Annotated in this window: 19 protein-coding genes; 1 reads left to right on the top strand and 18 read right to left on the bottom strand. The window is 37.7% G+C overall.

Annotated features, from left to right (window positions below; all coding sequences use genetic code 11):
- Nucleotides 1-455: 455 nt before the first annotated feature.
- Complete coding sequence (clpP, locus tag IV36_RS03890; protein ID WP_003688769.1) at nt 456-1,049, top strand: ATP-dependent Clp endopeptidase proteolytic subunit ClpP; 594 nt, start codon at nt 456-458, stop codon at nt 1,047-1,049.
- 153 nt (nt 1,050-1,202) lie between these two features.
- Here clpP and whiA read toward each other — a convergent pair whose 3' ends face one another.
- The 18 genes from whiA to IV36_RS03980 all read right to left on the bottom strand — a co-directional run bounded on the left by whiA (nt 1,203) and on the right by IV36_RS03980 (nt 21,602).
- The gene (gene whiA, locus IV36_RS03895; protein WP_056990885.1) at nt 1,203-2,147 is read right to left on the bottom strand and encodes a DNA-binding protein WhiA; all 945 of its coding nucleotides are present in this window, start codon (nt 2,145-2,147) and stop codon (nt 1,203-1,205) included.
- A 30-nt stretch (nt 2,148-2,177) separates the two neighbouring features.
- On the bottom strand, nt 2,178-3,197 hold the full coding sequence (locus tag IV36_RS03900) for a gluconeogenesis factor YvcK family protein (protein ID WP_056990886.1): 1,020 nt from the start codon (nt 3,195-3,197) through the stop codon (nt 2,178-2,180).
- Nucleotides 3,194-4,078, bottom strand: a complete 885-nt coding sequence (rapZ, locus tag IV36_RS03905; protein ID WP_056990887.1) for an RNase adapter RapZ — start codon at nt 4,076-4,078, stop codon at nt 3,194-3,196. Before rapZ ends, IV36_RS03900 begins: the two co-directional genes overlap by 4 nt.
- Nucleotides 4,079-4,244: 166 nt before the next feature.
- Nucleotides 4,245-4,715, bottom strand: coding sequence for an S-ribosylhomocysteine lyase (locus IV36_RS03910; protein ID WP_056990888.1), 471 nt, complete (start codon nt 4,713-4,715; stop codon nt 4,245-4,247).
- A gap of 67 nt (nt 4,716-4,782) precedes the next feature.
- Entirely contained in the window at nt 4,783-7,617 is a 2,835-nt protein-coding gene (gene uvrA, locus IV36_RS03915; protein WP_056990889.1) for an excinuclease ABC subunit UvrA, read from the bottom strand.
- Nucleotides 7,618-7,633: 16 nt separating this feature from the next.
- Nucleotides 7,634-9,640 carry an excinuclease ABC subunit UvrB gene (gene uvrB / locus IV36_RS03920; RefSeq protein ID WP_056990890.1) on the bottom strand — a complete coding sequence of 669 codons (2,007 nt, stop codon included), beginning with the start codon at nt 9,638-9,640 and terminating at the stop codon, nt 7,634-7,636.
- A 106-nt stretch (nt 9,641-9,746) separates the two neighbouring features.
- Nucleotides 9,747-11,189 (bottom strand): nicotinate phosphoribosyltransferase, encoded by a 1,443-nt coding sequence (locus IV36_RS03925; RefSeq protein WP_056990891.1) that lies wholly within the window; start codon nt 11,187-11,189, stop codon nt 9,747-9,749.
- A 223-nt stretch (nt 11,190-11,412) separates the two neighbouring features.
- Complete coding sequence (locus IV36_RS03930; RefSeq protein WP_301674804.1) at nt 11,413-11,928, bottom strand: transcription repressor NadR; 516 nt, start codon at nt 11,926-11,928, stop codon at nt 11,413-11,415.
- Nucleotides 11,929-12,016: 88 nt separating this feature from the next.
- Entirely contained in the window at nt 12,017-13,744 is a 1,728-nt protein-coding gene (locus tag IV36_RS03935) for a phospho-sugar mutase (protein WP_056990893.1), read from the bottom strand.
- A 208-nt stretch (nt 13,745-13,952) separates the two neighbouring features.
- Nucleotides 13,953-14,882: a thioredoxin-disulfide reductase gene (trxB, locus tag IV36_RS03940; RefSeq protein ID WP_056990894.1), complete on the bottom strand. Its 930-nt coding sequence runs from the start codon at nt 14,880-14,882 to the stop codon at nt 13,953-13,955.
- A gap of 63 nt (nt 14,883-14,945) precedes the next feature.
- Nucleotides 14,946-15,968 (bottom strand): NAD(P)H-dependent glycerol-3-phosphate dehydrogenase, encoded by a 1,023-nt coding sequence (locus IV36_RS03945; protein WP_056990895.1) that lies wholly within the window; start codon nt 15,966-15,968, stop codon nt 14,946-14,948.
- An 11-nt stretch (nt 15,969-15,979) separates the two neighbouring features.
- The gene (gene lgt / locus IV36_RS03950; RefSeq protein WP_056990896.1) at nt 15,980-16,813 is read right to left on the bottom strand and encodes a prolipoprotein diacylglyceryl transferase; all 834 of its coding nucleotides are present in this window, start codon (nt 16,811-16,813) and stop codon (nt 15,980-15,982) included.
- Nucleotides 16,814-16,835: 22 nt separating this feature from the next.
- Nucleotides 16,836-17,771 (bottom strand): HPr(Ser) kinase/phosphatase, encoded by a 936-nt coding sequence (gene hprK / locus IV36_RS03955; RefSeq protein WP_056990897.1) that lies wholly within the window; start codon nt 17,769-17,771, stop codon nt 16,836-16,838.
- Nucleotides 17,772-17,819: 48 nt separating this feature from the next.
- Nucleotides 17,820-18,164, bottom strand: a complete 345-nt coding sequence (locus tag IV36_RS03960) for a phage holin family protein (protein WP_010077672.1) — start codon at nt 18,162-18,164, stop codon at nt 17,820-17,822.
- Between the two features lie 25 nt (nt 18,165-18,189).
- A complete protein-coding gene (locus IV36_RS03965; RefSeq protein WP_056990898.1) occupies nt 18,190-18,495 on the bottom strand; it encodes a PspC domain-containing protein in 306 nt (101 codons plus the stop codon).
- 114 nt (nt 18,496-18,609) lie between these two features.
- Nucleotides 18,610-19,281, bottom strand: a complete 672-nt coding sequence (phoU, locus tag IV36_RS03970; RefSeq protein ID WP_056990899.1) for a phosphate signaling complex protein PhoU — start codon at nt 19,279-19,281, stop codon at nt 18,610-18,612.
- 184 nt (nt 19,282-19,465) lie between these two features.
- Nucleotides 19,466-20,884 carry a two-component system histidine kinase PnpS gene (gene pnpS, locus IV36_RS03975; protein WP_235810237.1) on the bottom strand — a complete coding sequence of 473 codons (1,419 nt, stop codon included), beginning with the start codon at nt 20,882-20,884 and terminating at the stop codon, nt 19,466-19,468.
- On the bottom strand, nt 20,871-21,602 hold the full coding sequence (locus tag IV36_RS03980; RefSeq protein ID WP_056990901.1) for a response regulator transcription factor: 732 nt from the start codon (nt 21,600-21,602) through the stop codon (nt 20,871-20,873). Before IV36_RS03980 ends, pnpS begins: the two co-directional genes overlap by 14 nt.
- Nucleotides 21,603-21,620: the final 18 nt, after the last annotated feature.

Here is a 21,620-nt window from a genome sequence, read left to right on the forward strand (position 1 = left end):
ATTATCTACTGGTGATTATAAGTGTTTACCGCTTACAAAACAACTATTTAGAGACTAAGGAAATATCCAGGATAAGCTGATAGGGCTTGGGGAATGCCGTGAATTACTCATCAAGTTACCACTTTACCATAAGTAATTAGCTGCCCAACCGTGTTACTTAACTTATTAGAATCTATATAAACCTAATGATGGAGCCATGCCAGAGAGTTACTGTGACACGACTCTTTTTTTACCCTATCAATTATCTGATTCTAAATCAAATTTCATCTTCTACTTGCCTTTGGAACTGTTCTTTTTTTTGATTAATATGGTTATCATTATCGAAAAAGAATGTTAATTATTGATTATCTACCTTTCTATTTGACCTTTTTTGACCATTAGGTTAAACTAGCAATACAAACGTTTGAGTGCTACACTTAAAATGTTAAATTATAGTTTGAGGGGGTCGTCGTTCAATGAATTTAGTACCTACTGTTATTGAACAATCAGCACAAGGTGAACGTGCATATGATATTTATTCAAGACTTTTAAAAGATCGCATTGTCATGCTTTCCGGAGAAGTTAATGATGATATGGCCAATGCCATCATTGCACAATTGCTATTCTTGGATGCACAAGATTCAGAAAAAGACATTTACATTTATATTAACTCACCAGGTGGTAGCGTATCTGCTGGGTTGGCAATCTATGATACGATGAACTTTGTTAAAGCAGATGTTCAAACTATCGTTATGGGCATGGCTGCTTCTATGGCAAGTGTCCTTTCAACTGCTGGAACAAAGGGCAAGCGCTTTGCATTGCCTAACTCAGAAATTATGATTCACCAGCCACTTGGTGGAGCACAAGGTCAGGCAACCGATATTAATATTGCTGCCGAACACATCTTGAAGACTCGGAAATTGATCAACAAGATTTTAGCGGATGGTTCTGGTCAAGATATTAAGACAATTAATCGTGATACTGAACGTGATAACTTTATGACTGCTCAACAAGCAGTTGATTATGGTTTGATTGATGGAATCATGGAAAACAAAAAGAATCTTAAATAGTAAAAAATATAGGACTGGGTCAAAAATAACTTTTGACTTAGCCCTATTTTTTTATCATTGATATACTACTTTGCCCATGTCGTTTATAGTTTTATTAAGTCACGAAGTGCCCACAAGCAGCGCTTAGGTCTATAAACGAACACTATATTTTCGCTAATTTAATATTTCATTACCGTTCCTTAATTGATCAGCTATTTCATTTATTTTCCGTAATCGATGATTAACCCCTGATTTAGAAATTGGACCATTCTCAACCAAATCACCCAATTCCTTTAAACTGACTTCTGGATGTGCCAGTCTTGCTCGGGCGATATCCTGAATTTTAGGTGGTAATTTGTTAATCCCGTAATTAGTATCAATAAATTCAATGTTCTCAATTTGATGTTTTGCTGCATCAGCAACTTTATTCATATTGGCATTCTCACAATTAACAATTCGATTGACTGAATTGCGCATATCACGCACAATTCTAATATCTTCAAACTTGAGCATCGCACTCGTAGCACCGATCAATGATAAGAAATCGGCAATTTTCTCCGCCTCTTTCAAGTAGGTAATATATCCGCTACGTCTTTCAGTCTTTCGTGCATTCAATCCATAACGATTCATTAAGTCACAAATCACATCATTTTGTTCTTCATACAGTGAATAAACCTCTAAATGATAGCGACTTGTTTCTGGATTATTAACCGAACCTGCTGCCAAAAAGGCACCTCTTAAATATGATCTAACTTTTGCATCATTTTCCAAAAAATCAAGGGGGACACCCGTTTTCAACTGAAAGCCATCAAGTATATCAAGATCTCTCAATACTTGTTCGCTACCTGTTTTCAAACGAACAATATATAAATTATTTTTCTTTAGCTTCATCTTTCTTCTTACTAATAATTCACTTTCAACATCATAAAACTTTTTCAGAAGCTGGTATATTCGACGTGCAATAGCTGGATTCTCAGTTTGAACATTTAATACAAAATGGTGGTCTACAAGACTTAGAGAACCGTTCATCCGAATCAGAGCCATCAACTCAGCCTTTGCATTTCCAAAGTGAACCTCAAGTGTGGTTAGTTCCTTCTTTACATCACTAGCATAAGACACGCGACCACCCCCTTCTACCTTCTAAGCTTTCTAATTCAACTCGCTATCCATCCAAGATAATGGACGACTCGTTAAACCAAGCAATTCATCAACAACCTGACTGCCATTATGGAAAACACCATGATTCCTCAGTTCCAAAAAATTATTGGAAACTACTCTGCACCCCAAATCTCGCAACCCATTAAAATCATGCTTGACCTGGTATAGGTATTCATCATATCTTTGTTGATCCATATAATCATTCGGTACAGGCTCTGTATTGACGAGAACCGTATCAATAAAATTCATTCCTAAATGTCGATGCAAAACGCGCACATGATCTGCATCTGTAAAGTGCTCCGTTTCACCTTTTTGCGTCATAATATTGCAGATATAGATCACCTCTGCGTTTGTTTTGCACACAGCCTTACCAACGTTTGAAATCATTAGGTTTGGCAAAATACTTGTAAACAGACTACCTGGTCCCAAAACAATTTGATCTGCATCCATTATAGCGTCGATCACTTCAGGAACCGCTTCTGGGAGCTCATCATTTGATCTAGAGACCCAAACCTTATCGATTGTTTTTCCTGCGGCTGATATTTCCGATTCTCCAGATATTATCGAACCGTCTTTAAACCTTGCATTGAGAACTAAAGGATAATTTGATGCAGGATAGACATGTCCCTCCACTTTCATCAACCTTGTGAGTTCTTGGACAGCATTAAAAATCCCACTATCGTTCATTTCCGACAATGCAGCAATTATCAAGTTACCAATTGCGTGTCCCGAAAAAAATTGATCCTTAGAATCAAACCTATACTGAAAAATATTCTTATAAATTTCAGGCAGATCAGACAAGGCTACCAAAACATTTCGTATATCACCAGGTGGAACTACATTAATATAATCTCTAATAATACCAGATGAGCCACCATCATCAGCCACCGTTACAACTGCAGTGATATCCGCATTTTTTCTTCTTAAGGCTTTCAAAATTACTGGAAGGCCAGTTCCACCACCAATAACAACGATACTTGGCCGCTGTTTTCTTAATAAGTGTTTCGTCATGAGCGATTGACTGTCTCCTTCCGTCGTGCAATATCGCGATGTGAAATTCTTACAGGATAGCTTTTCTTCAACTCTTCTCCAATTCTTTTTGATAAAGCTACTGAGCGATGTTGCCCGCCTGTACATCCAATTGCAACTGTCAAACTTGTTTTTCCTTCATCTTTGTAACCAGGAATGATTGTCTGAAGCAACGTAATAAATTGCGTATAAAACACTTCTGTTTTATCTGAGTTCATTACATAATCGTAGACGTCTTTATCAAGTCCTGTCTTTTTCTTTAAAGCATCAATATAATATGGATTTGGTAAGAATCTTACATCCATAACAATATCTGCATCTATCGGTACCCCATATTTAAATCCGAATGACATAATTTCGATATGAAAAGCCGTTTCCGAACTAGTTTCAAAATTATGGAAGATTTCTTCACGCAGTTGTCTAGGTGTAAGTTTACTAGTATCTACCACAAGTTGAGCTTTCATCCGCATATCTCGTAGAAGATCTCTTTCAAGATTGATTCCATCCATCAATCTACCTTCCATAGCAAGTGGATGAGAACGTCTCGTTTCCTTATACCGTGCAACCAACTCTTCGTCAGACGCATCCAAAAAAAGAATCTTTGTGTCTATGGCATTGTCACTGCCCAAGTTTCTTAGTAACTCAATTATCTCATCATAAAATGCTCGTGATCTTAAATCAATCACAAGTGCAACTTTATTAATCTTACCTGATTCACGAACTAACTCCCAGAACTTAGGTAATAAAGATGGGGGCATATTATCGATACAAAAGTATCCTAAATCTTCAAAACTCTGCACCGCTACGGTCTTACCAGCCCCGCTCATCCCAGTTATTACAACAAGTTTTAATGGCTCTTTCATTTATCCAAACCTCCATTAATTAACCTTTCGTCATTATAACATACCGGGTATGTCATAGCGACTTTTTATCAATCCTACTTGCTTGCTAAACATTCATCCTAAAAAAGCAGACAGCAACAAATTCAATAATCTGTTACCGTCTGCTTTTCAACTTTATATTCTTAAACTAAACCACCTTGCGCTCAAAAGCATCTGATGAAATACCTTCAGCAAGAATTTTCTTACACCATTCTTTAGCAGAAAAAAGTGAATGGTCACGATAGTTGCCACAACTAGTGATATCAGTACCTTGAACATCATCCCAAGTAGAGTCAACAATTTGTGCAAGTGAGCCTTTCAATGCTCTTGCAACATCTGCTGTATCTTGTTCGCCCCAAACGATAAGATGAAATCCTGTACGGCATCCAAATGGGGAACAATCAATTACACCATCCATACGATCGCGCAAATATCCTGCTAACATATGCTCAATTGTATGCAATCCTGCAGTTGGAATAGCATTTTCATTTGGTTGTACCAAGCGCAGATCATAATTTGAAATCTTATCACCCTTCTTGCCTTCTTCAACTGCAATTAAGCGCACGTAAGGCGCTTTAACAGCAGTATGATCCAGCGTAAAGCTTTCAACTTTTGCCATCATTAAACACTCCAATCTAATTGTGATTACACTTTAACTCTAGCATTTTGTTAGTAAAAATCAATACCTATTGGTCGTTGTATCTGTTTAACACCATTTTGAGATATTTACCAGTGTAACTTGCAGGATTCTCTGCGAGATGCTCAGGTGTTCCGGTACCGATAATTGTACCACCGCCTTCACCACCCTCAGGTCCAAGATCTATTAGATAATCCGCTGTTTTTATAACATCCAAATTATGCTCAATTACTAGAACAGTATTTCCTGAATCTACCAGACGTACTAGGACACGCAACAAGTTCTTAATATCATCGGTATGTAAACCAGTAGTCGGTTCGTCCAAAATATAGAATGTCTTGCCATCCGACTTACGATGCAGTTCCGATGCAAGTTTCATTCTCTGCGCCTCGCCTCCAGATAAAGTCGTCGCCGGTTGTCCTAATTTAACATAACCCAGTCCAACATCAACAATTGTCTGTAATTTTCTTTTGATTTTGGGGATCGCACTAAAGAACTCAAGCGCTTCTTCGACCGTCATATCCAATACTTGTGCAATATTTTTGCCCTTATATTCAACCTCAAGCGTTTCAGAATTATAGCGCGCGCCATGACAAACCTCGCATGGAACGTACACATCAGGTAAGAAATTCATTTCAATTTTGATAATTCCATCACCCTTGCAAGCCTCACAGCGTCCACCTTTGACATTAAAACTAAATCTCCCTTTACTATAGCCGTGAACTTTAGCAGCATTTGTCTGTGCAAACAAACCGCGAACATCATCGAAGACACTTGTATAAGTAGCAGGATTACTGCGCGGTGTTCTACCAATTGGACTTTGATCAATATTAATAACTTTTTCGAGAGCCTCAGTTCCAATGATTTCTTTATATTTACCTGGTTTTTCAGAGTTATTATTTAGTTTCTGCGCCAAAGCTCGTTTTAAAATCATGTTGACTAATGTTGACTTACCAGAACCTGATACACCTGTAACAGCGATAAAAGTACCTAATGGAAAATCAACGTCAATATTTTTTAAATTATTTTCACTAGCACCCTTTATCGTAATCTTTTTCCCGTTGCCTGCACGTCTTTGCTTCGGTACCGGAATATGTTTTTTACCTGACAAATACTGGCCAGTCAATGATTTAGCAGTTCTAGCAACCTGCTTTGGTGTCCCTGCTGCCATTACTTGTCCACCATTGTTACCTGCCCCTGGGCCAATATCGATCAGATAATCAGCAGCCCTCATTGTATCTTCATCATGTTCAACAACTATCAGTGTATTCCCTAAATCTCTCATCTTCTTCAATGAATCAATTAAGCGATCATTGTCTCTTTGATGCAATCCAATTGAAGGTTCATCAAGAATATACAAAACGCCTGATAAATTTGAACCAATCTGTGTTGCCAATCTGATTCGCTGAGCCTCACCACCAGAAAGTGTACGAGCTGAGCGACTGAGCGTCAAGTATGCGAGGCCCACATTGATCAAGAAAGTCAGGCGATCCTTAATTTCTTTTAAAATTGGCTTGGCAATCGCACTATCTTGCTCATTGAATTCTAAATTTTTGAAAAAGTCTAATGCTGCCTCAATATTGTATTCAGACACCTGTCCGATATGTTTCCCATTGATCTGTACAGCAAGCGCCTTACGATTTAAACGATATCCTTGACAAGCCTGACAAGTCAAACTCGTCATATATTTACGCATCACATCTCTCGTAAAATCACTATTTGTTTCATGGTAACGGCGTTCGATATTTGGGATGACACCTTCAAACTTAGCATCGACATCCCTAACTCCACCAAAATCATTTTCATAATGAAAATGGAAAGTTTTCTCACCTGCTCCATATAATACAGTCTCCTGATCTTTTTTTGGAAGTTTATTAAATGGTACATCCATCTCAATGTTAAATGCCTGACACATTTGTTCCAGCATCATTGGATAATATTGTGAACTTATTGGGTTCCAAGGCTCAATTGCACCTTCTCTAAGTGTTTTTGAACTATCTGGAATTACTAAATCAAGATCTACCTCAAGCTTCACTCCCAGGCCATCACATTCTGGACAAGCACCAAAAGGAGCATTAAATGAAAACAATCGTGGTTCTAATTCTCCAATAGTAAAGCCACAGTAAGGACACGCAAAATTTTCGGAGAACTGCAGTAGCTTACTGTCACCAATGTCAGCACTGGCATAACCATCTGACAAGCGCAGCGCTGCCTCGAAAGAATCAAATAGTCGCGACCTAATTCCATCCTTAACAATCACACGATCTACAACCACTTCGATAGTGTGTTTTTTGTTCTTGTCAAGCTCGATCTTATCACCGATATCCAAGATCTCCCCATCAACACGAACTCTTACGAAACCATCACGCTTAATTTTCTCAAATATTTTTTTATGCTGTCCTTTTTTTTCACGAATGATTGGTGACAAAATCTGTACTTTTGTTCTTTCAGGAAGTGATAATATCTTATCTACCATTTGCTCTGGAGATTGACTTGTAATCTCATGACCATCATTCGGACAATAAGGTGTCCCGACACGTGCCCACAAGAGGCGAAGATAATCGTTAATTTCTGTTACAGTCCCTACGGTTGAACGAGGGTTCTTTGAAGTTGTTTTTTGATCAATTGAAATTGCAGGTGATAAACCATCAATTGAATCAACATCTGGTTTATCCATTTGCCCCAAAAACTGACGAGCGTAGGCGGACAGACTCTCAACATATCGTCTTTGTCCCTCAGCATATAATGTATCAAATGCAAGTGAACTTTTCCCTGAACCAGATAATCCTGTAATAACAACTAGCTTGTCCTTAGGAATTGTCACATCAATATTCTTCAGATTGTGGGCTCTCGCACCGTGAATAACAATCTTATTTTGTGCCAAAGTATTATCCCCTTTTCTATTTTATGCGGGCCTTTAATTCAATAATGGTATCTCTCAATGTCGCAGCTTGTTCAAAATCAAGCTGCTTAGCTGCAGATCTCATCTGTTCCTCTAGTTTAGCCAGCATCTCTTTTTGATCCTCTTTTTCCATATCATAAAATTCAAGCTCCGTAAATGACTGTTTCTTCTTACCGCCGCCTTCTGCAGGCTTGGTAATTGAAATCAAATCGCGAACTTTTTTCTTGATAGTCTTTGGAGTAATATGATGTTCTTCATTATACTTCTCCTGAATGGTACGTCTTCTTTTGGTTTCATCAATTGCTGCCTGCATTGAATCCGTAATTTTGTCAGCATACATGATAACTCGTCCGTTCTCATTTCGCGCAGCACGTCCGATTGTCTGAACTAATGAGCGTTCACTTCTTAGAAATCCTTCTTTATCGGCATCCAGTATTGCAACCAAAGAAACTTCAGGAACATCGATACCCTCTCGCAATAGATTGATACCTACTAAAACATCAAAGACACCCAACCGTAGATCCCTGACGATTTTTGTACGCTCTAGGGTTTTTATATCTGAATGCAGATATTTTCCTTTAATCTGTAGTTCTTTAAGATAATCCGATAAATCTTCTGCCATCTTTTTAGTCAAGGTAGTTACAAAAACTCTTTCATTCCGTTCTACCCGCTTGTTGATCTCACCGACCAAATCATCCATCTGTCCCATAATCGGCCTAACTTCAATTATCGGATCCAATAACCCTGTTGGTCTAATGATTTGCTGTACAACTTTATTTGTCTGCTCTTGCTCATAAGGCCCTGGTGTAGCCGACATGTAAACAACCTGATTTATATGTTTCTCGAATTCTTGCAGTGTCAATGGTCGATTATCAATAGCACTTGGCAATCTAAATCCATAATCAACCAGCATCTGCTTGCGTGCACGATCACCATTGTACATTCCTCGTACCTGTGGCATTGTCACGTGTGACTCATCTACCACCAACAGAAAATCCTTTGGGAAAAAGTCCAACAATGTATATGGCGGTTCACCTGGCTTTCGCCCATCCATATGCCGCGAATAATTCTCAATGCCTGAACAATATCCCATCTCACGCAGCATCTCAATATCGTATGTTGTTCTTTGCTCCAAGCGCTGTGCTTCTAATAATTTATTTTGACCTTTTAATTCGGCCAGACGTGCCTTTAATTCTTCTTGAATTCCATCAATAGCCTTTTCCATGATATCTTCGTTTGTCATAAAATGAGTGGCAGGGAAAATCGATACGTGTTCTCTTTCCGCAACAATTTCACCTGTAAGTGCATCAACTTCACGAATACGATCAATCTCATCCCCAAAAAATTCGATACGCAGTGCTCGTTCGTCACGTGAAGCAGGGAAAATCTCAACAATATCGCCATGTACCCGGAATCTCCCACGTTGAAAGTCAATATCATTCCGTTCAAATTGTATATCAATTAGTTGTCGCAACAATGCATCTCGTTCTAGTTCTTGTCCTACCCGTAATGACAATGTATGCTTTTGATATTCGTTAGGATCACCTAATCCAAAGATAGAAGAGACAGAAGCAACAACAATTACATCATTCCGTTCTAGCAGGGAACTTGTTGCCGAATGCCGTAATTTATCAATTTCATCATTGATACTCGAGTCCTTTTCAATATAAGTATCACTTGAAGGTACATATGCTTCAGGTTGATAATAATCATAGTAACTGACAAAGTATTCAACTGCATTGTTTGGAAAGAATTCCTTAAACTCACTATACAATTGTCCAGCTAATGTTTTATTATGAGCCAAAACAAGGGTAGGTTTATTAACGTTTTTTATTACATTTGAGATCGTAAATGTCTTACCCGTTCCTGTTGCTCCCAAAAGGATCTGAGCCTTTTCTCCTGCCAAAATTCCAGAAGTGAGTTCTTCAATTGCTTTAGGCTGATCGCCCGTAGGCTTATACGCAGAAACTAGTTCAAATTGATGATTGTCTTGTCGTTCAATCATTCATCCTACCCCCTAATTAATAAATGAAAAAGGCGTAGATAGTGGTTTTTATTGTCCACCATCACGCCTATTCATTCTAACATATCGAACATACTTTCGTACACTTTTAAGAATTCATTTCTGAATATTTCTCTATCATATCTGTTCTCATTATTTTCAGTGCTTTCGTCCAAAAAACATTATATAAATCCGGGTTTTTCAAGCGTAAGCAAGCTTCTGGCAAAGATTCGGTCATTGCTTTTGAGAAATCTTTAACTTCATTCGTAGCAGGTTCGCTATAAACCAGCTTACCCTTGTCGAAAACTTGTATCATCAACGGCTCTAACCTAAAGTTATCGATTCTCCTCTTTTGCAGCGTTTTATTTGGATCAGAATTGTATACGCTACCCTCATTTAATTTAATTTCATCGAATAATCCTAACAAATCTCCAACGGCTTTGCCATTATTATTATATAAGCGATATAGCTTTTTAAATCCGGGAATCGTTGTCTTCTCAATCGTATTGCTCAACTTGATTTTTGGTGTGATTTTACCATCAACTTGCGTAGCAACAAGCTTATAGACACCGCTTAATACTGGATCAGACGATGCCGTTATCAATTTCTCACCAACACCAAAGCTATCAATTGCGGCCCCTTCCTCTAAGACATTTTGAATAACATCCTCATCCAAGGCATTTGAAACTGTAATTGTTGCGTTCTCAAAGCCAGCTTCATCCAACATTTTTCTAGCTGCTTTCGTCAAAAACGTGATATCACCTGAATCGATTCTGATTCCAATATGCTCTGTAATTCCCCTAGCCTTTAATTTGTTAAAAATCTCAATTGCATGTGGTACTCCTGAATTTAGCACATCATAGGTATCCACCAGTAGCAGACAATTATTTGGATAGATCCGATACCACGCCTCAAAGGCCGCTTGTTCAGATTTAAAAGACTGAATCCAGCTATGTGCCATAGTTCCTAGCGGTGTCAGGCCAAAAAGCTTTGCACTTAATACGTTTGCCGTGCCAATACAGCCGCCAATCACGGCTGCTCGAGCTCCAAATGTTGCAGCATCAGCCCCTTGAGCGCGGCGAGAACCGAATTCCATTACTGGTCTTCCTTTAGCAACCATACATATCCGTCTAGCCTTAGTAGCAATTAGCGACTCATGGTTAATGATGTTTAACAACATTGTTTCTAATAATTGTGTCTGAATAAGTGGACCTCTCACTATTATTAGTGGTTCATTTGGAAAAACAGGTGTTCCTTCTTTAACGGACCATACATCACACTCGAAATCAAATGTACGTAAATACTCCAAAAATTCCGGTGCAAAAATCCCCAGTGTTTGTAAATACTCTATGTCTGAATCCGTGAATTTCAACTCTTTTAAATACTTAATGACCTGTGCCAGACCAGCATAGATAACAAGTCCACCTTTATCCGGTACTTTTCTGAAATACAAGTCAAAATAACCTATCTTGCTTGGCTCTTCTTTAAAAAAACCATTGGCCATTGTTAGTTCATACAAATCCATTAACAAGGTCAAGTTTCGCTGTTCCATTATTTTTCTCCCAACTTGACAAGACGGAATTAAGTCAAAATTTCCATTTAGCTTTGAATCAGACATAGCAACAAATCCGTTATGCTTATAATTTCAAATCAATGCTTAACTTTTATCGACCTATGTTGTGGTCTCGTCTTATTATAATTTACATTTATCTGCTCTTTGAAAGCCAGTATCTAGAAAATAACCCTTTTTCGATAAGATGTCAAGACACCCCTGGCTAACCAAGATAAATTAATCCTAATTCTGATAATTTCTTTTTAATTTCAAGAAACTCTGCTTCTCCGTTACAAGCTATATTGTGTAAATGGATGCCCTGAGTCAGACTAGAAAGCAACAGGTGATTGCCCTTTTCAGCTCGGCTCATGAAATCATTGATATCATGTAATGTTGAAATTCCAAGTGTTCCGACTAATTGTCCATATAGGCTATGATCAACAATAACATCTTCGATCTCTCCACCCATATTGACAATTGTTTCAAGTTCCAAACGTGTTTCTTCAATTGTGTGCTGGCAAACTATCAAACCGTGGTAGCACGATTCTTTTTTCTGATATTTATATCCACTAACAGTAGAAATAATTGGCTCGCCTTTTGCTCTAAGTAAAGCAATATCGCCCACAATTGTTTGGCGTGAAACCCCATACTTTGCAGCTAAGGCTGTTGCACTTATTAAATCAGAATTCAATACATCATCTCTTATACCAGCGCGTCTTCGTACATTACTATTTTTCAATCTCATCACCTGTTTTTTTGTCTAGAAAAACAAAAGGCTGTGACAAATTGTTTTTCTGGATACCTGCTTAAATTCCGAAAATAGCTAATTATTTCTCTATAAAGCTCTTAATATCATCTTCAAAGGACTGACGTTTTTGTAGTGACTTTTCCTGTGTACTGTCTTGCGTTCCAATATAAAACTTAATCTTTGGCTCTGTTCCTGAAGGTCTCACAGCAATCCACGATCCGTCTTCTAACAAATATTTTAGAACATTTGATTTAGGTAGCTCAATAGTTGAAACATCACCAGAAGCTGTTGTCTTTTTCGAATTAGCAAAATCTTCCATAGTGGCAACTTTAACCCCAGCAAAATCCTTTGGTGCGGCTTCCCTAAACTTGGTCATTAAATTCTTAATTTGTTCTGCACCTTCAACACCATCAAATGTTAACGCAACTGTCTTTTCAGCGAAATAACCAAATTTGGTAAATAGTTCTTGCAATCCATCATAAAGATTCTTTCCCTTACTCTTATAATAAGCAGCAACTTCAGCTAGCATTACGAGTGACTGAATAGCATCTTTGTCTCTTACAAATGGACGAATCAAATAACCATAGCTTTCTTCAAAGCCGAACATGAAGCTGTGCTTATTAGTCTCTTCAAAAAGTTTAATCTGCTCTGCAATAAACTTGAATCCCGTTAAAACGTTAATCATCTCAACGTTATAACTCTTGGCAATCGCGGTAGCAAATTCACTTGAAACAATTGATTTAACTACAGCTGCATTTGCAGGCAATGTTCCCGCATTTTTTCGTGCCGTTAAAATATAATCAAGCATAATTGCCGCTATTTGATTCCCTGTCAGTAATTGATACTCACCTGATGGCTGACGTACAGCCGCTCCTAATCGATCTGCATCTGGATCAACAGCAATCAAAAGATCCGCATCTTCTTCTTTGCCATGCTTAATAGCCAAGTCAAATGCAGCCGCGTCTTCAGGATTGGGTTTTTTGACTGTTGAAAAATCTGGATCTGGTGTTGCCTGTTCAGAAACCATTGTAAAGTTCGTAAATCCAGCACCCTTTAATGCTTTTTCACCTAATATTGCACCCGTTCCGTGTAGTGGAGAAAAAATTAATTTAAGTGTTTCCCCTTCTTTTTTAACTAACTCAGAATTAATAGTAACTTTTTTGACTTCTGCTAAATAAGCATTGTCGACTTCAGCACCAATAATTTTCATTAAACCGTTTTCAAGAATTTCAGATTCATCGGCAACTTTTATAGCAAACAAGTCTTGTGCCTGTCTAACAAATTCAGTGATCATATCAGATTCCTTTGGCGGCATCTGTCCACCATCTTCACCATAAATCTTATACCCATTGTATTCCTTAGGATTATGGCTAGCCGTAATCATAATTCCAGCGTAAGTATTTAAATGACGCACTGTAAAGGACAATTCTGGAGTTGGACGAAGGCTTTCAAAAACAAAGCTAGCAATTCCATGTGCACCTAAAACACGTGCGGCCTCATGTGCAAAATCTTCTGAATGGTGACGAGAATCAAAACTTATTGCAACTCCTCGTTTTTTAGTTGCTTCGTCAAGTGTATCCATTAACAAAGCAAGTCCTTCTGTAGCCTGACGAACAGTATAGATATTCATTCTATTTATACCTGCTCCAATTACACCACGCATTCCTGCAGTACCAAACTCAAGAGGTGCATAAAAAGCATCTTCAAGTAATTCGGCATTATCCTTATTTTCCCTTAACTCTTGTTCTAATTCCTTGTCTAACTCAGGATAGTTAATCCATGTTTGATAAGTTTCTTTCCAACTCACAAAATCACTCCCATTGTTTTTCTAAAATTAGTATACTATATTAACAGCTTTTTTACGCATGAAACAGCAAAAATATTCAATTATTTTTCCTGTTTCTTAACAAATACTACTAACTATCACCTTAAATTCAGCCTAAATACAAAAAAGCTGCGATTTATTATCCATCACAGCTTTTCCTATAATTATTAACTTAACAATCTTTTGACTTCTAATCCTTCAATGTCTCCAAATAATTATATGCCCCTTGTCCAGCAATTCCACCATCGCCAACTGCTGTCGCAATCTGACGTAATTCCTTTTTCCTCACATCACCAATTGCGAATATTCCTGGAATTTTCGTTTGCATCTTTTCATCAGTAACAATCCAGCCTTGCTCATCTGTTACATTAAGGCTTTCAAAAGGTTCTGTCATTGGAACTAAACCGACATAGATAAAGACCCCATCAGTAGGAACAACTGATTCATCACCAGTTTTCTTATTCAGTGTCTTAACTCCTGTGACCTTCTTGCCATCACCTTCAATGCTTGTTAGCACAGTATCCCAAGTAAATTGGATTTTTGGATTTTCAAATGCACGATCCTGCAAGATTTTCTGTGCACGCAGCTCATCACGACGATGGACCACATTAACCTCTTTAACCAACTTAGAAAGATATGAACTTTCTTCAATTGCAGAATCACCGCCACCCACTACAACAACATCACGATCACGGAAAAAGGCGCCATCACAAACTGCACAATAGGAGACTCCACGCCCACTATATTCCTGTTCTCCTGTGACACCCAATTTTTTATACTGGGAACCTGTTGCTATTATTAAAGCATAAGTTTCAAATGTGTCACTATCAGTCTTAATTGTTTTCACTCCGTTTTCAGCAACGGTTACTTCTTCAACATTACCATAGGCATATTCAGCATTAAATTGTGTTGAACTTTCATACATTTCTTTTGCCAAATCTGGCCCCAAAATCGACTTGAATCCTGGGTAATTTTCAACCTCTGCTGTATTATTCATTTGCCCACCATATATTCCACGATCGAGCATTAGTACTGATAAGTTAGCCCTAGAAGCATATAGTGCTGCAGTCATCCCACCAGGACCTGCACCAATTACAACCACATCATATTTTTTAGTCAATTTTTTACCTTCTCCCACTTTAGATCATATCTGTATTATAGCTTACTTTTAATAAGCATTCCACTAAAATGTTTCCTCTTCAGATTTTCCTTCACGCGTCATCAAATCTGCTATCGCAGTCTTTATCTCTTCTCCTTGATAAACAACTTGATAAATAGCTTCAGTAATCGGCATCTCAATTTTACGGCTTTTTGCTAATTCATACGCTGCCTTAACCGTCGTCAATCCTTCAATGACCATTCCCATATTGTTAACAACATCTTCGACCTTTGCACCTTTACCTAACTGATTGCCGGCACGCCAGTTTCTTGAATGAACACTTGTACAAGTAACAATTAAATCTCCTACACCCGACAATCCGATAAACGTTAATGGATCAGCCCCTAATGCAATTCCTAAACGTGCTATTTCAGCCAGTCCTCTGGTCATTAATGCTGCCTTGGCATCATCACCATAACCTAAGCCATTCAAAGCGCCAGCTCCTAATGCAATAATGTTCTTAAATGCCGCACCGAGTTCAACTCCAATAATGTCACTGTTTGTGTATACACGGAAGTAGCTATTCATAAATATTTTTTGAACACTTTTTGCCGCCTGCAAGTCAGATGATGCAGCAGTAATCAAAGTCAAATCATGGCGCGCCACTTCTTCAGCGTGGCTAGGACCAGACAACGCCACAATTCCAGCAGCATACTTTTGTGATATTTCTTCTGAAATAATTTCAGAAATACGCTTATGTGTTTCTAATTCCAATCCCTTGCTAGCATGAACAATAATCGGATGAAGATCCAACTTTTCAATTAATAATCCAACTTTATGAGACATTTCTCTCATAGCCTTGGTTGGAACTGCCAGCAACACCAACCCAGCTTCCTTCAAAACTTCCTCTAGATCGTTAGATGCAACTAGTTTTTCAGACAACTTAATATCTGAAAGATATGCCTTATTAGTATGCTCCAGATTAAGTTCATCGACTTGTTCTTGTCTTCTTGACCAGATTTTTACTTTTTCCCCGTTCATAACTAAAATATTTGCGAGAACACTGCCCCAAGAACCTGCTCCAATGACTGCAACCTTTTTACACAAAAAAACCACTCCTATTTATGATAAGCTTCATCTGTACCGTCCAAATACCATGGGTTCAACGGTCTCCAATAACGACGCATTGCCAACCAAATCATGGCACCTAAGAACAATACAACTGATAACCACTGTGAAACTCTCAATGGTCCCAACATAAGACTGTCTGTACGCATTCCCTCAATAAAAAATCTTCCAAAGGAATACCAGATAACATAAGCAAAGAATACCTCTCCGCGCTTAAACAAATGCTCTTGATGTCTTAGCAACATCAAAAGTACAAAACCTGTCAAATCCCAAACCGATTCGTATAAAAAGGTTGGTTGATAATATGTTCCTGCTATGTTCATCTGTTTGATTATAAAATCTGGTAAATGTAATTCATGCAAGAAGGACAAGGTAGTTGCTCGTCCGTGTGCTTCTTGATTCATAAAGTTGCCCCAGCGACCTATTCCTTGTGCCATGATTACGGTAGGTGCAGCTACATCAAGCATCAGCCATGATGAAATATTTCTCCTTTTGCATAAGGTGACTAAAACTATTACAGCACCAATCAAACCGCCATATATTGCTATTCCACCATCCCAGATACGATAAATCTGGCTTAAGTTTTGTGAATAATAGCCCCACTCGAAGATCACATAATAAATTCGTGCACAAATTATTGCTACTGGAAGCCCCCAAAGAATTAGATCATAAATATCATCTTCAGCGATTCCCCTTCTTTTGCCCTCTCTCACAGAAAGATAGGTAGCAATCACTACTGCACTAGCAATAATGATTCCATACCACCTGACTTCAATTGGTCCCAAAGAAAAGGCAACCGGATTTAACGCACCCAAAATTGGCATAAATAAAAAGACACATCCTTACTTAATCTGAATTCTCTTGAATCAGACTATTCAAATTTTTCTCAAACAGCTTTGTTGCATCATAACCCATCGTCTTTGCACGATAGTTCATCGCTGCTGCTTCAATAATAATCGCCAAATTACGCCCGATTTTTACCGGTATCGAGATCTTAGGAATATCTACATCAAAGACTCTTAACTTCTGTTCACCCGTTCCTAACCGATCGAATTGCTTATCAGGACTCCAATTTTCTAAATGGACAATCAGTGAGATATCAGTCTCAGTCCTAACAGCACCTGCACCAAAAAGATTCATGACATCAATAATACCAATGCCGCGAATTTCCAGTAAATGTCTAAGAATCTTGGGGGCCTCACCAATAATTGTTTGCTCATCTTTTTGATAAACATCTACTCGATCATCAGCAATCAATCGATGACCCCTTTTGATTAAATCCAAAGCTGTTTCGGACTTACCAACACCAGAATCACCCGTAATTAAAACACCCAAGCCATAAATATCGACTAAGACACCATGCAGCGACTTTCTTTCTGCTAATTGCGTCTCTAAAAAATCCGTAACTTTGGAAGATAGGCGAGTGGTTGGTAGCTTTGAACGTAAAACAGGTATACCGTGTGCCTTGGCTGCTTCATCCAATTCCTCCGGTACAGGCAGATAACGGGAAATCACAAAGCAAGGTGTAACATCTTCTATGCACATCTGCTCCATAATTTCCCTACGTTTTTGCTTATCCATCTTCCTGGCAAATGAAACTTCCGTCATCCCAAAAAGTTGAATCCGTTCTGCTGGATAGTAATCAAAATAACCTGTCAATTCAAGACCAGGCCTTGATATATCACTTGTGGTTATCATTTTTGTACTTAGATACTTACCACCTGAAAATACCTTCATTCCTGTTGCTCTAACCAAGCTCTCAACACTTACCATATCACTCACTTAAAAAGCTCCTCCCCAAATCTAATCCTTCTAATCAAAAAGCTTTCTCTAACGCCTGAAATAGTTCGTTATTACAATATTTACCAAACTAAGAATCAAAGCTAACAAAAAGGCAGCGCCAAAATTTGCAAAGGCAAATGAACTGCCAACTAAATAAGAAGTCAACTCAAGCATGAAACCATTAATAACAAAGTAAAATAGCCCCAGAGTCATAAAAGTAATAGGCAATGAAAAAAGCAGTAATATTGGTTTCACAAACATATTAAGTAGACCTAATATAACCGCGGCAAGAAGCGATATCCAAATACTAGATACATGAAATGCTTGCGGAAAAAATCCAGCCGCTGAAATAAATATTATTGCATTAACCAAGGCTCTGCGCCAAAAAGACATCTATAATTCCTCCATAATTTTTAATTTAACGAATATCCTTTTCACGGACATCTTTAAGAATTTTCCGTGAACTTTTTCTTTTTTCTTTTGTATAATCCTGATTTTCCTTTTTAAATAGCATAGAAAAGAGGCTACTTTCCTCAGATGGAATTAAGACAATACACATTACATAAATACTTACAATCAAAACTGTAATATGCGGTATGACTGCCAAAATAATAAAAATTTCTCTGATAATCCATGGATTAATACCAAAGTAATCAGCTATACCACCACACACGCCAGAAATAATTCGATTATTTGAGCGTCTCATTTTTTTATCGGATTTCATAGTTGCTTTTCCTCCCAACAAATAAATATATCCTCAATCAGAATTCTACAGTGTCACAGAGTGTTTAGCAAATTATGTAAAAAAGGAGCCACTAAATTTAATAAAAAATAAATTTTAATACTTTCTAGTGCTTGGATTCAACTCAACAATTTCTCCCTTTTTGAGAAAAACAATCCATTCGCAAACATTAGTTACATAATCACCAATGCGCTCCAAGTATGCAGCAACCAAAGAATAGTATGAACCACTGATAACCGAGTCGGAATCCTCCTGCATTATCGTAACACATCTCTTCCTGATTTTCCTAAGCTCTTCATCCAAAAATAGATCGTCCTTTGCAATTTTTAGAGCTCTTTCTTCATTTTTTTTCATATAGGCATCAAGCACACTCTGAAACATTTGGCATACATATTCAGCCATTTTCGCAATTTCAATCTCAATTTCGGCAATCCTCTGGCTGCCCTTCATATTCACGGTAGCATGACTGATGCTTACCGCATGATCTCCAATCCTCTCAATGTCAGAACTTGCTTTCAAAATAGTAATGACATCTCTTAAATCTTCGGTTACAGGCTGATACAATGCAATTAGCTCAAGCGTCATCTTCTCTAAATCATTCTCACAATTATTTATCACAGGGTCCTTTTTAATTACAGACTCTGCAAGAACCTTATCATGATTCACGAAAGCTTTAGTTGCACGAAGTACTGCCTCATTGACCATCATACCTAGTTCCGCAAATCTAACGTGTAACTTGTTTAACTCATCGTTAAATGTTTTACGCACACTACCACCTCCTCTTTCTAATAATCTTTATCGGAGAAAATATTATAACTATTTATTAGGTTAGATTCTATACTTTTATCAAATTATACGCAATCCCTATCAATAATTCATTCTACAAAAAAAGACTGTAGCACAAAACAACTTTTTGTGACAGCCTCCGGAATGATGCTAGACTAAACCCGAATCATAAGGATTCCTTTTGTGATTTTTGTATGTCTTGCTCTATTGGAAATTTTATTATAAATTTGGATCCCACACCAACTTGACTCTCTAATGTAATTTCACCATTCATCGCTGCGACATACTCCTTAACGACGGATAATCCCAGTCCAGTTCCTCCACTATCACGCGAACGTGATGTATCAATTCTATAAAATCGCTCAAAAATCCGTTCTTGTTTATCTTGTGGAATTCCATAACCATTATCTCGGATACTGATACTCCAACTCTTTTCATCAACTGAACCATCAATCCAAATCTTTCCTTGGAAATTATTATACTTGATGGCATTCTGAATTAAATTATCAATAACATGTCTCAATTTGTTTTGATCCATATCAACTATATAGGCTTCAGATATCTCAAGAAATACCTTGATTTTCTTTTTTTCTAACTGCGGTTTGAATGTCTTCAAAAGCTCAGTTATATAGTTTCTCAGATTGATTTCTTTCAAATTCAATTCTGGGCTTGCATCAATCCTCGATAAGGATAAAATATCCTCAACTAAATCTGTCAATTTCAGACTTTCCTTGTGAATAATCGCCAAAAACTCTGGCAAGGCCTTCTTATCATTCATCGCACCTTGGAGCAAGGTTTCACTAAAACCAGTTATCGCTGTAATCGGTGTTTTCAACTCATGACTGACATTTCCGACAAAGTCCAGCTGCATTCTTTCAATTTCCTTTAGCTCTGTGATATCGTACAATAACACCATTACTAGCAACCGATGCTTGCTGACTGGAACATAAACAACGTGAGCATCAACGACCTTATCGGTTAAATCAAGCCGAATTTCACTGTGCTGATCTTCTTGCGAAGAAAATGCGGCTTCAATCAAACGGCTCAAATCGTACGTTCTGATTTCATTAATATAAATTTGCCCCTGCAGATTCATCTCACGCCCCATCAGATCACTCATAGCATGATTACTCATGTAGATTTTTCTATCCTGATCAAGTATCATTACACCAATTGTCAGATACTCAATCAATGAGAAATATCCTCTCTGTTGAATCGTAAAATTCTTGGTAAAATCATGCTGTTTATTCTCAAGCCTGTTGATTGTCCGCGAGATTCCATATAGCGGGTCACTTGGCTCAAGCAAGATGTGTCCAGGCTTCTTTCCTTCGGTAATATCATTTAACTTCTGTGAAAGCAGATCCAGTTCCCGCTTATTATATCTATATCTGATATATCTATAACCTACCTCGGCTCCAGCCAATAAAACTGCGGAAATAACAATCAAAATACCTTCACTGGCACCTAGAATTTCCTTTAAACTTGTACCATTTTCAGTCGTGAGAATCGAAAGCAGTACATATATGACTGAAATTATTATAATAAAGTCAATAATAAAAGCTCTAATTATCTTAATTGCTTTCACCTTCAAATCGATAACCAAATCCCCTGACAGTTTCTATATAACATGGATTCTTAGGATCCTGCTCAATTTTTTCCCTCAAGTGACTTACATGCATATCTACCATTCTAGTTTGTCCAACATAATCAAATCCCCAAACACCATTTAGCAGTTTATCACGGCTTAATACACGATGCTTTCTTTTAATAAAATATGCAAGTAGTTCAAATTCCTTAGGCGTCAGCTTAACTTTTTTACCATTCTTTGTAACAGAATAGTTTACTAAATCAACTGAAAAATCGGGAAAATGATAAACCTCTTCTGTTTCAGCTTCATTTTCCATAATATCTTTTACACTAAGACTATCAGCAGGTATCTCCTCTGTTCTCCTAGCAATCGCCTTTATTCGTGCGATTACCTCCCGTGGTGAAAATGGTTTAGTCAAGTAGTCATCAGCACCCAATTCAAGACCAATGACCTTATCATATTCTTCACCCTTTGCTGTCAAAATCATAATAGGTGTTTTTACTTTTTCTTGTCTTAACCTTTTAGTAATTTCCAATCCGTCCATCCCTGGCAGCATTAAATCCAATAATATAAAATCAAATTTAAAATTACGGCCCTTATCAAAACCAGTCTGGCCGTCAAGCGCAGTATCAACCTCATACCCAGCCTGTTCCAGATTGTATTTCAATAATGTTACTATAGACATTTCGTCATCAACTACAAGTATTTTTTTCACTGCATTTCCTCCAAAGAA

This window comes from Liquorilactobacillus mali, from assembly GCF_001437155.1.
In the GTDB taxonomy this organism is placed as follows: Bacteria; Bacillota; Bacilli; order Lactobacillales; family Lactobacillaceae; genus Liquorilactobacillus; species Liquorilactobacillus mali_A.

Excerpts from the sequence above, each read along its gene's own strand:
- uvrB (WP_056990890.1), bottom strand. The coding sequence starts at position 9,640 with ATGATTGAACGACAAGACAATCATCAATTTGAACTAGTTTCTGCGTAT.
- rapZ (WP_056990887.1), bottom strand. The coding sequence starts at position 4,078 with ATGAAAGAGCCATTAAAACTTGTTGTAATAACTGGGATGAGCGGGGCT.
- IV36_RS03965 (WP_056990898.1), bottom strand. The coding sequence starts at position 18,495 with ATGAAATCCGATAAAAAAATGAGACGCTCAAATAATCGAATTATTTCT.
- IV36_RS03925 (WP_056990891.1), bottom strand. The coding sequence starts at position 11,189 with ATGGAACAGCGAAACTTGACCTTGTTAATGGATTTGTATGAACTAACA.
- IV36_RS03960 (WP_010077672.1), bottom strand. The coding sequence starts at position 18,164 with ATGTCTTTTTGGCGCAGAGCCTTGGTTAATGCAATAATATTTATTTCA.
- IV36_RS03900 (WP_056990886.1), bottom strand. The coding sequence starts at position 3,197 with ATGACGAAACACTTATTAAGAAAACAGCGGCCAAGTATCGTTGTTATT.
- lgt (WP_056990896.1), bottom strand. The coding sequence starts at position 16,813 with ATGCCAATTTTGGGTGCGTTAAATCCGGTTGCCTTTTCTTTGGGACCA.
- IV36_RS03910 (WP_056990888.1), bottom strand. The coding sequence starts at position 4,715 with ATGGCAAAAGTTGAAAGCTTTACGCTGGATCATACTGCTGTTAAAGCG.
- clpP (WP_003688769.1), top strand. The coding sequence starts at position 456 with ATGAATTTAGTACCTACTGTTATTGAACAATCAGCACAAGGTGAACGT.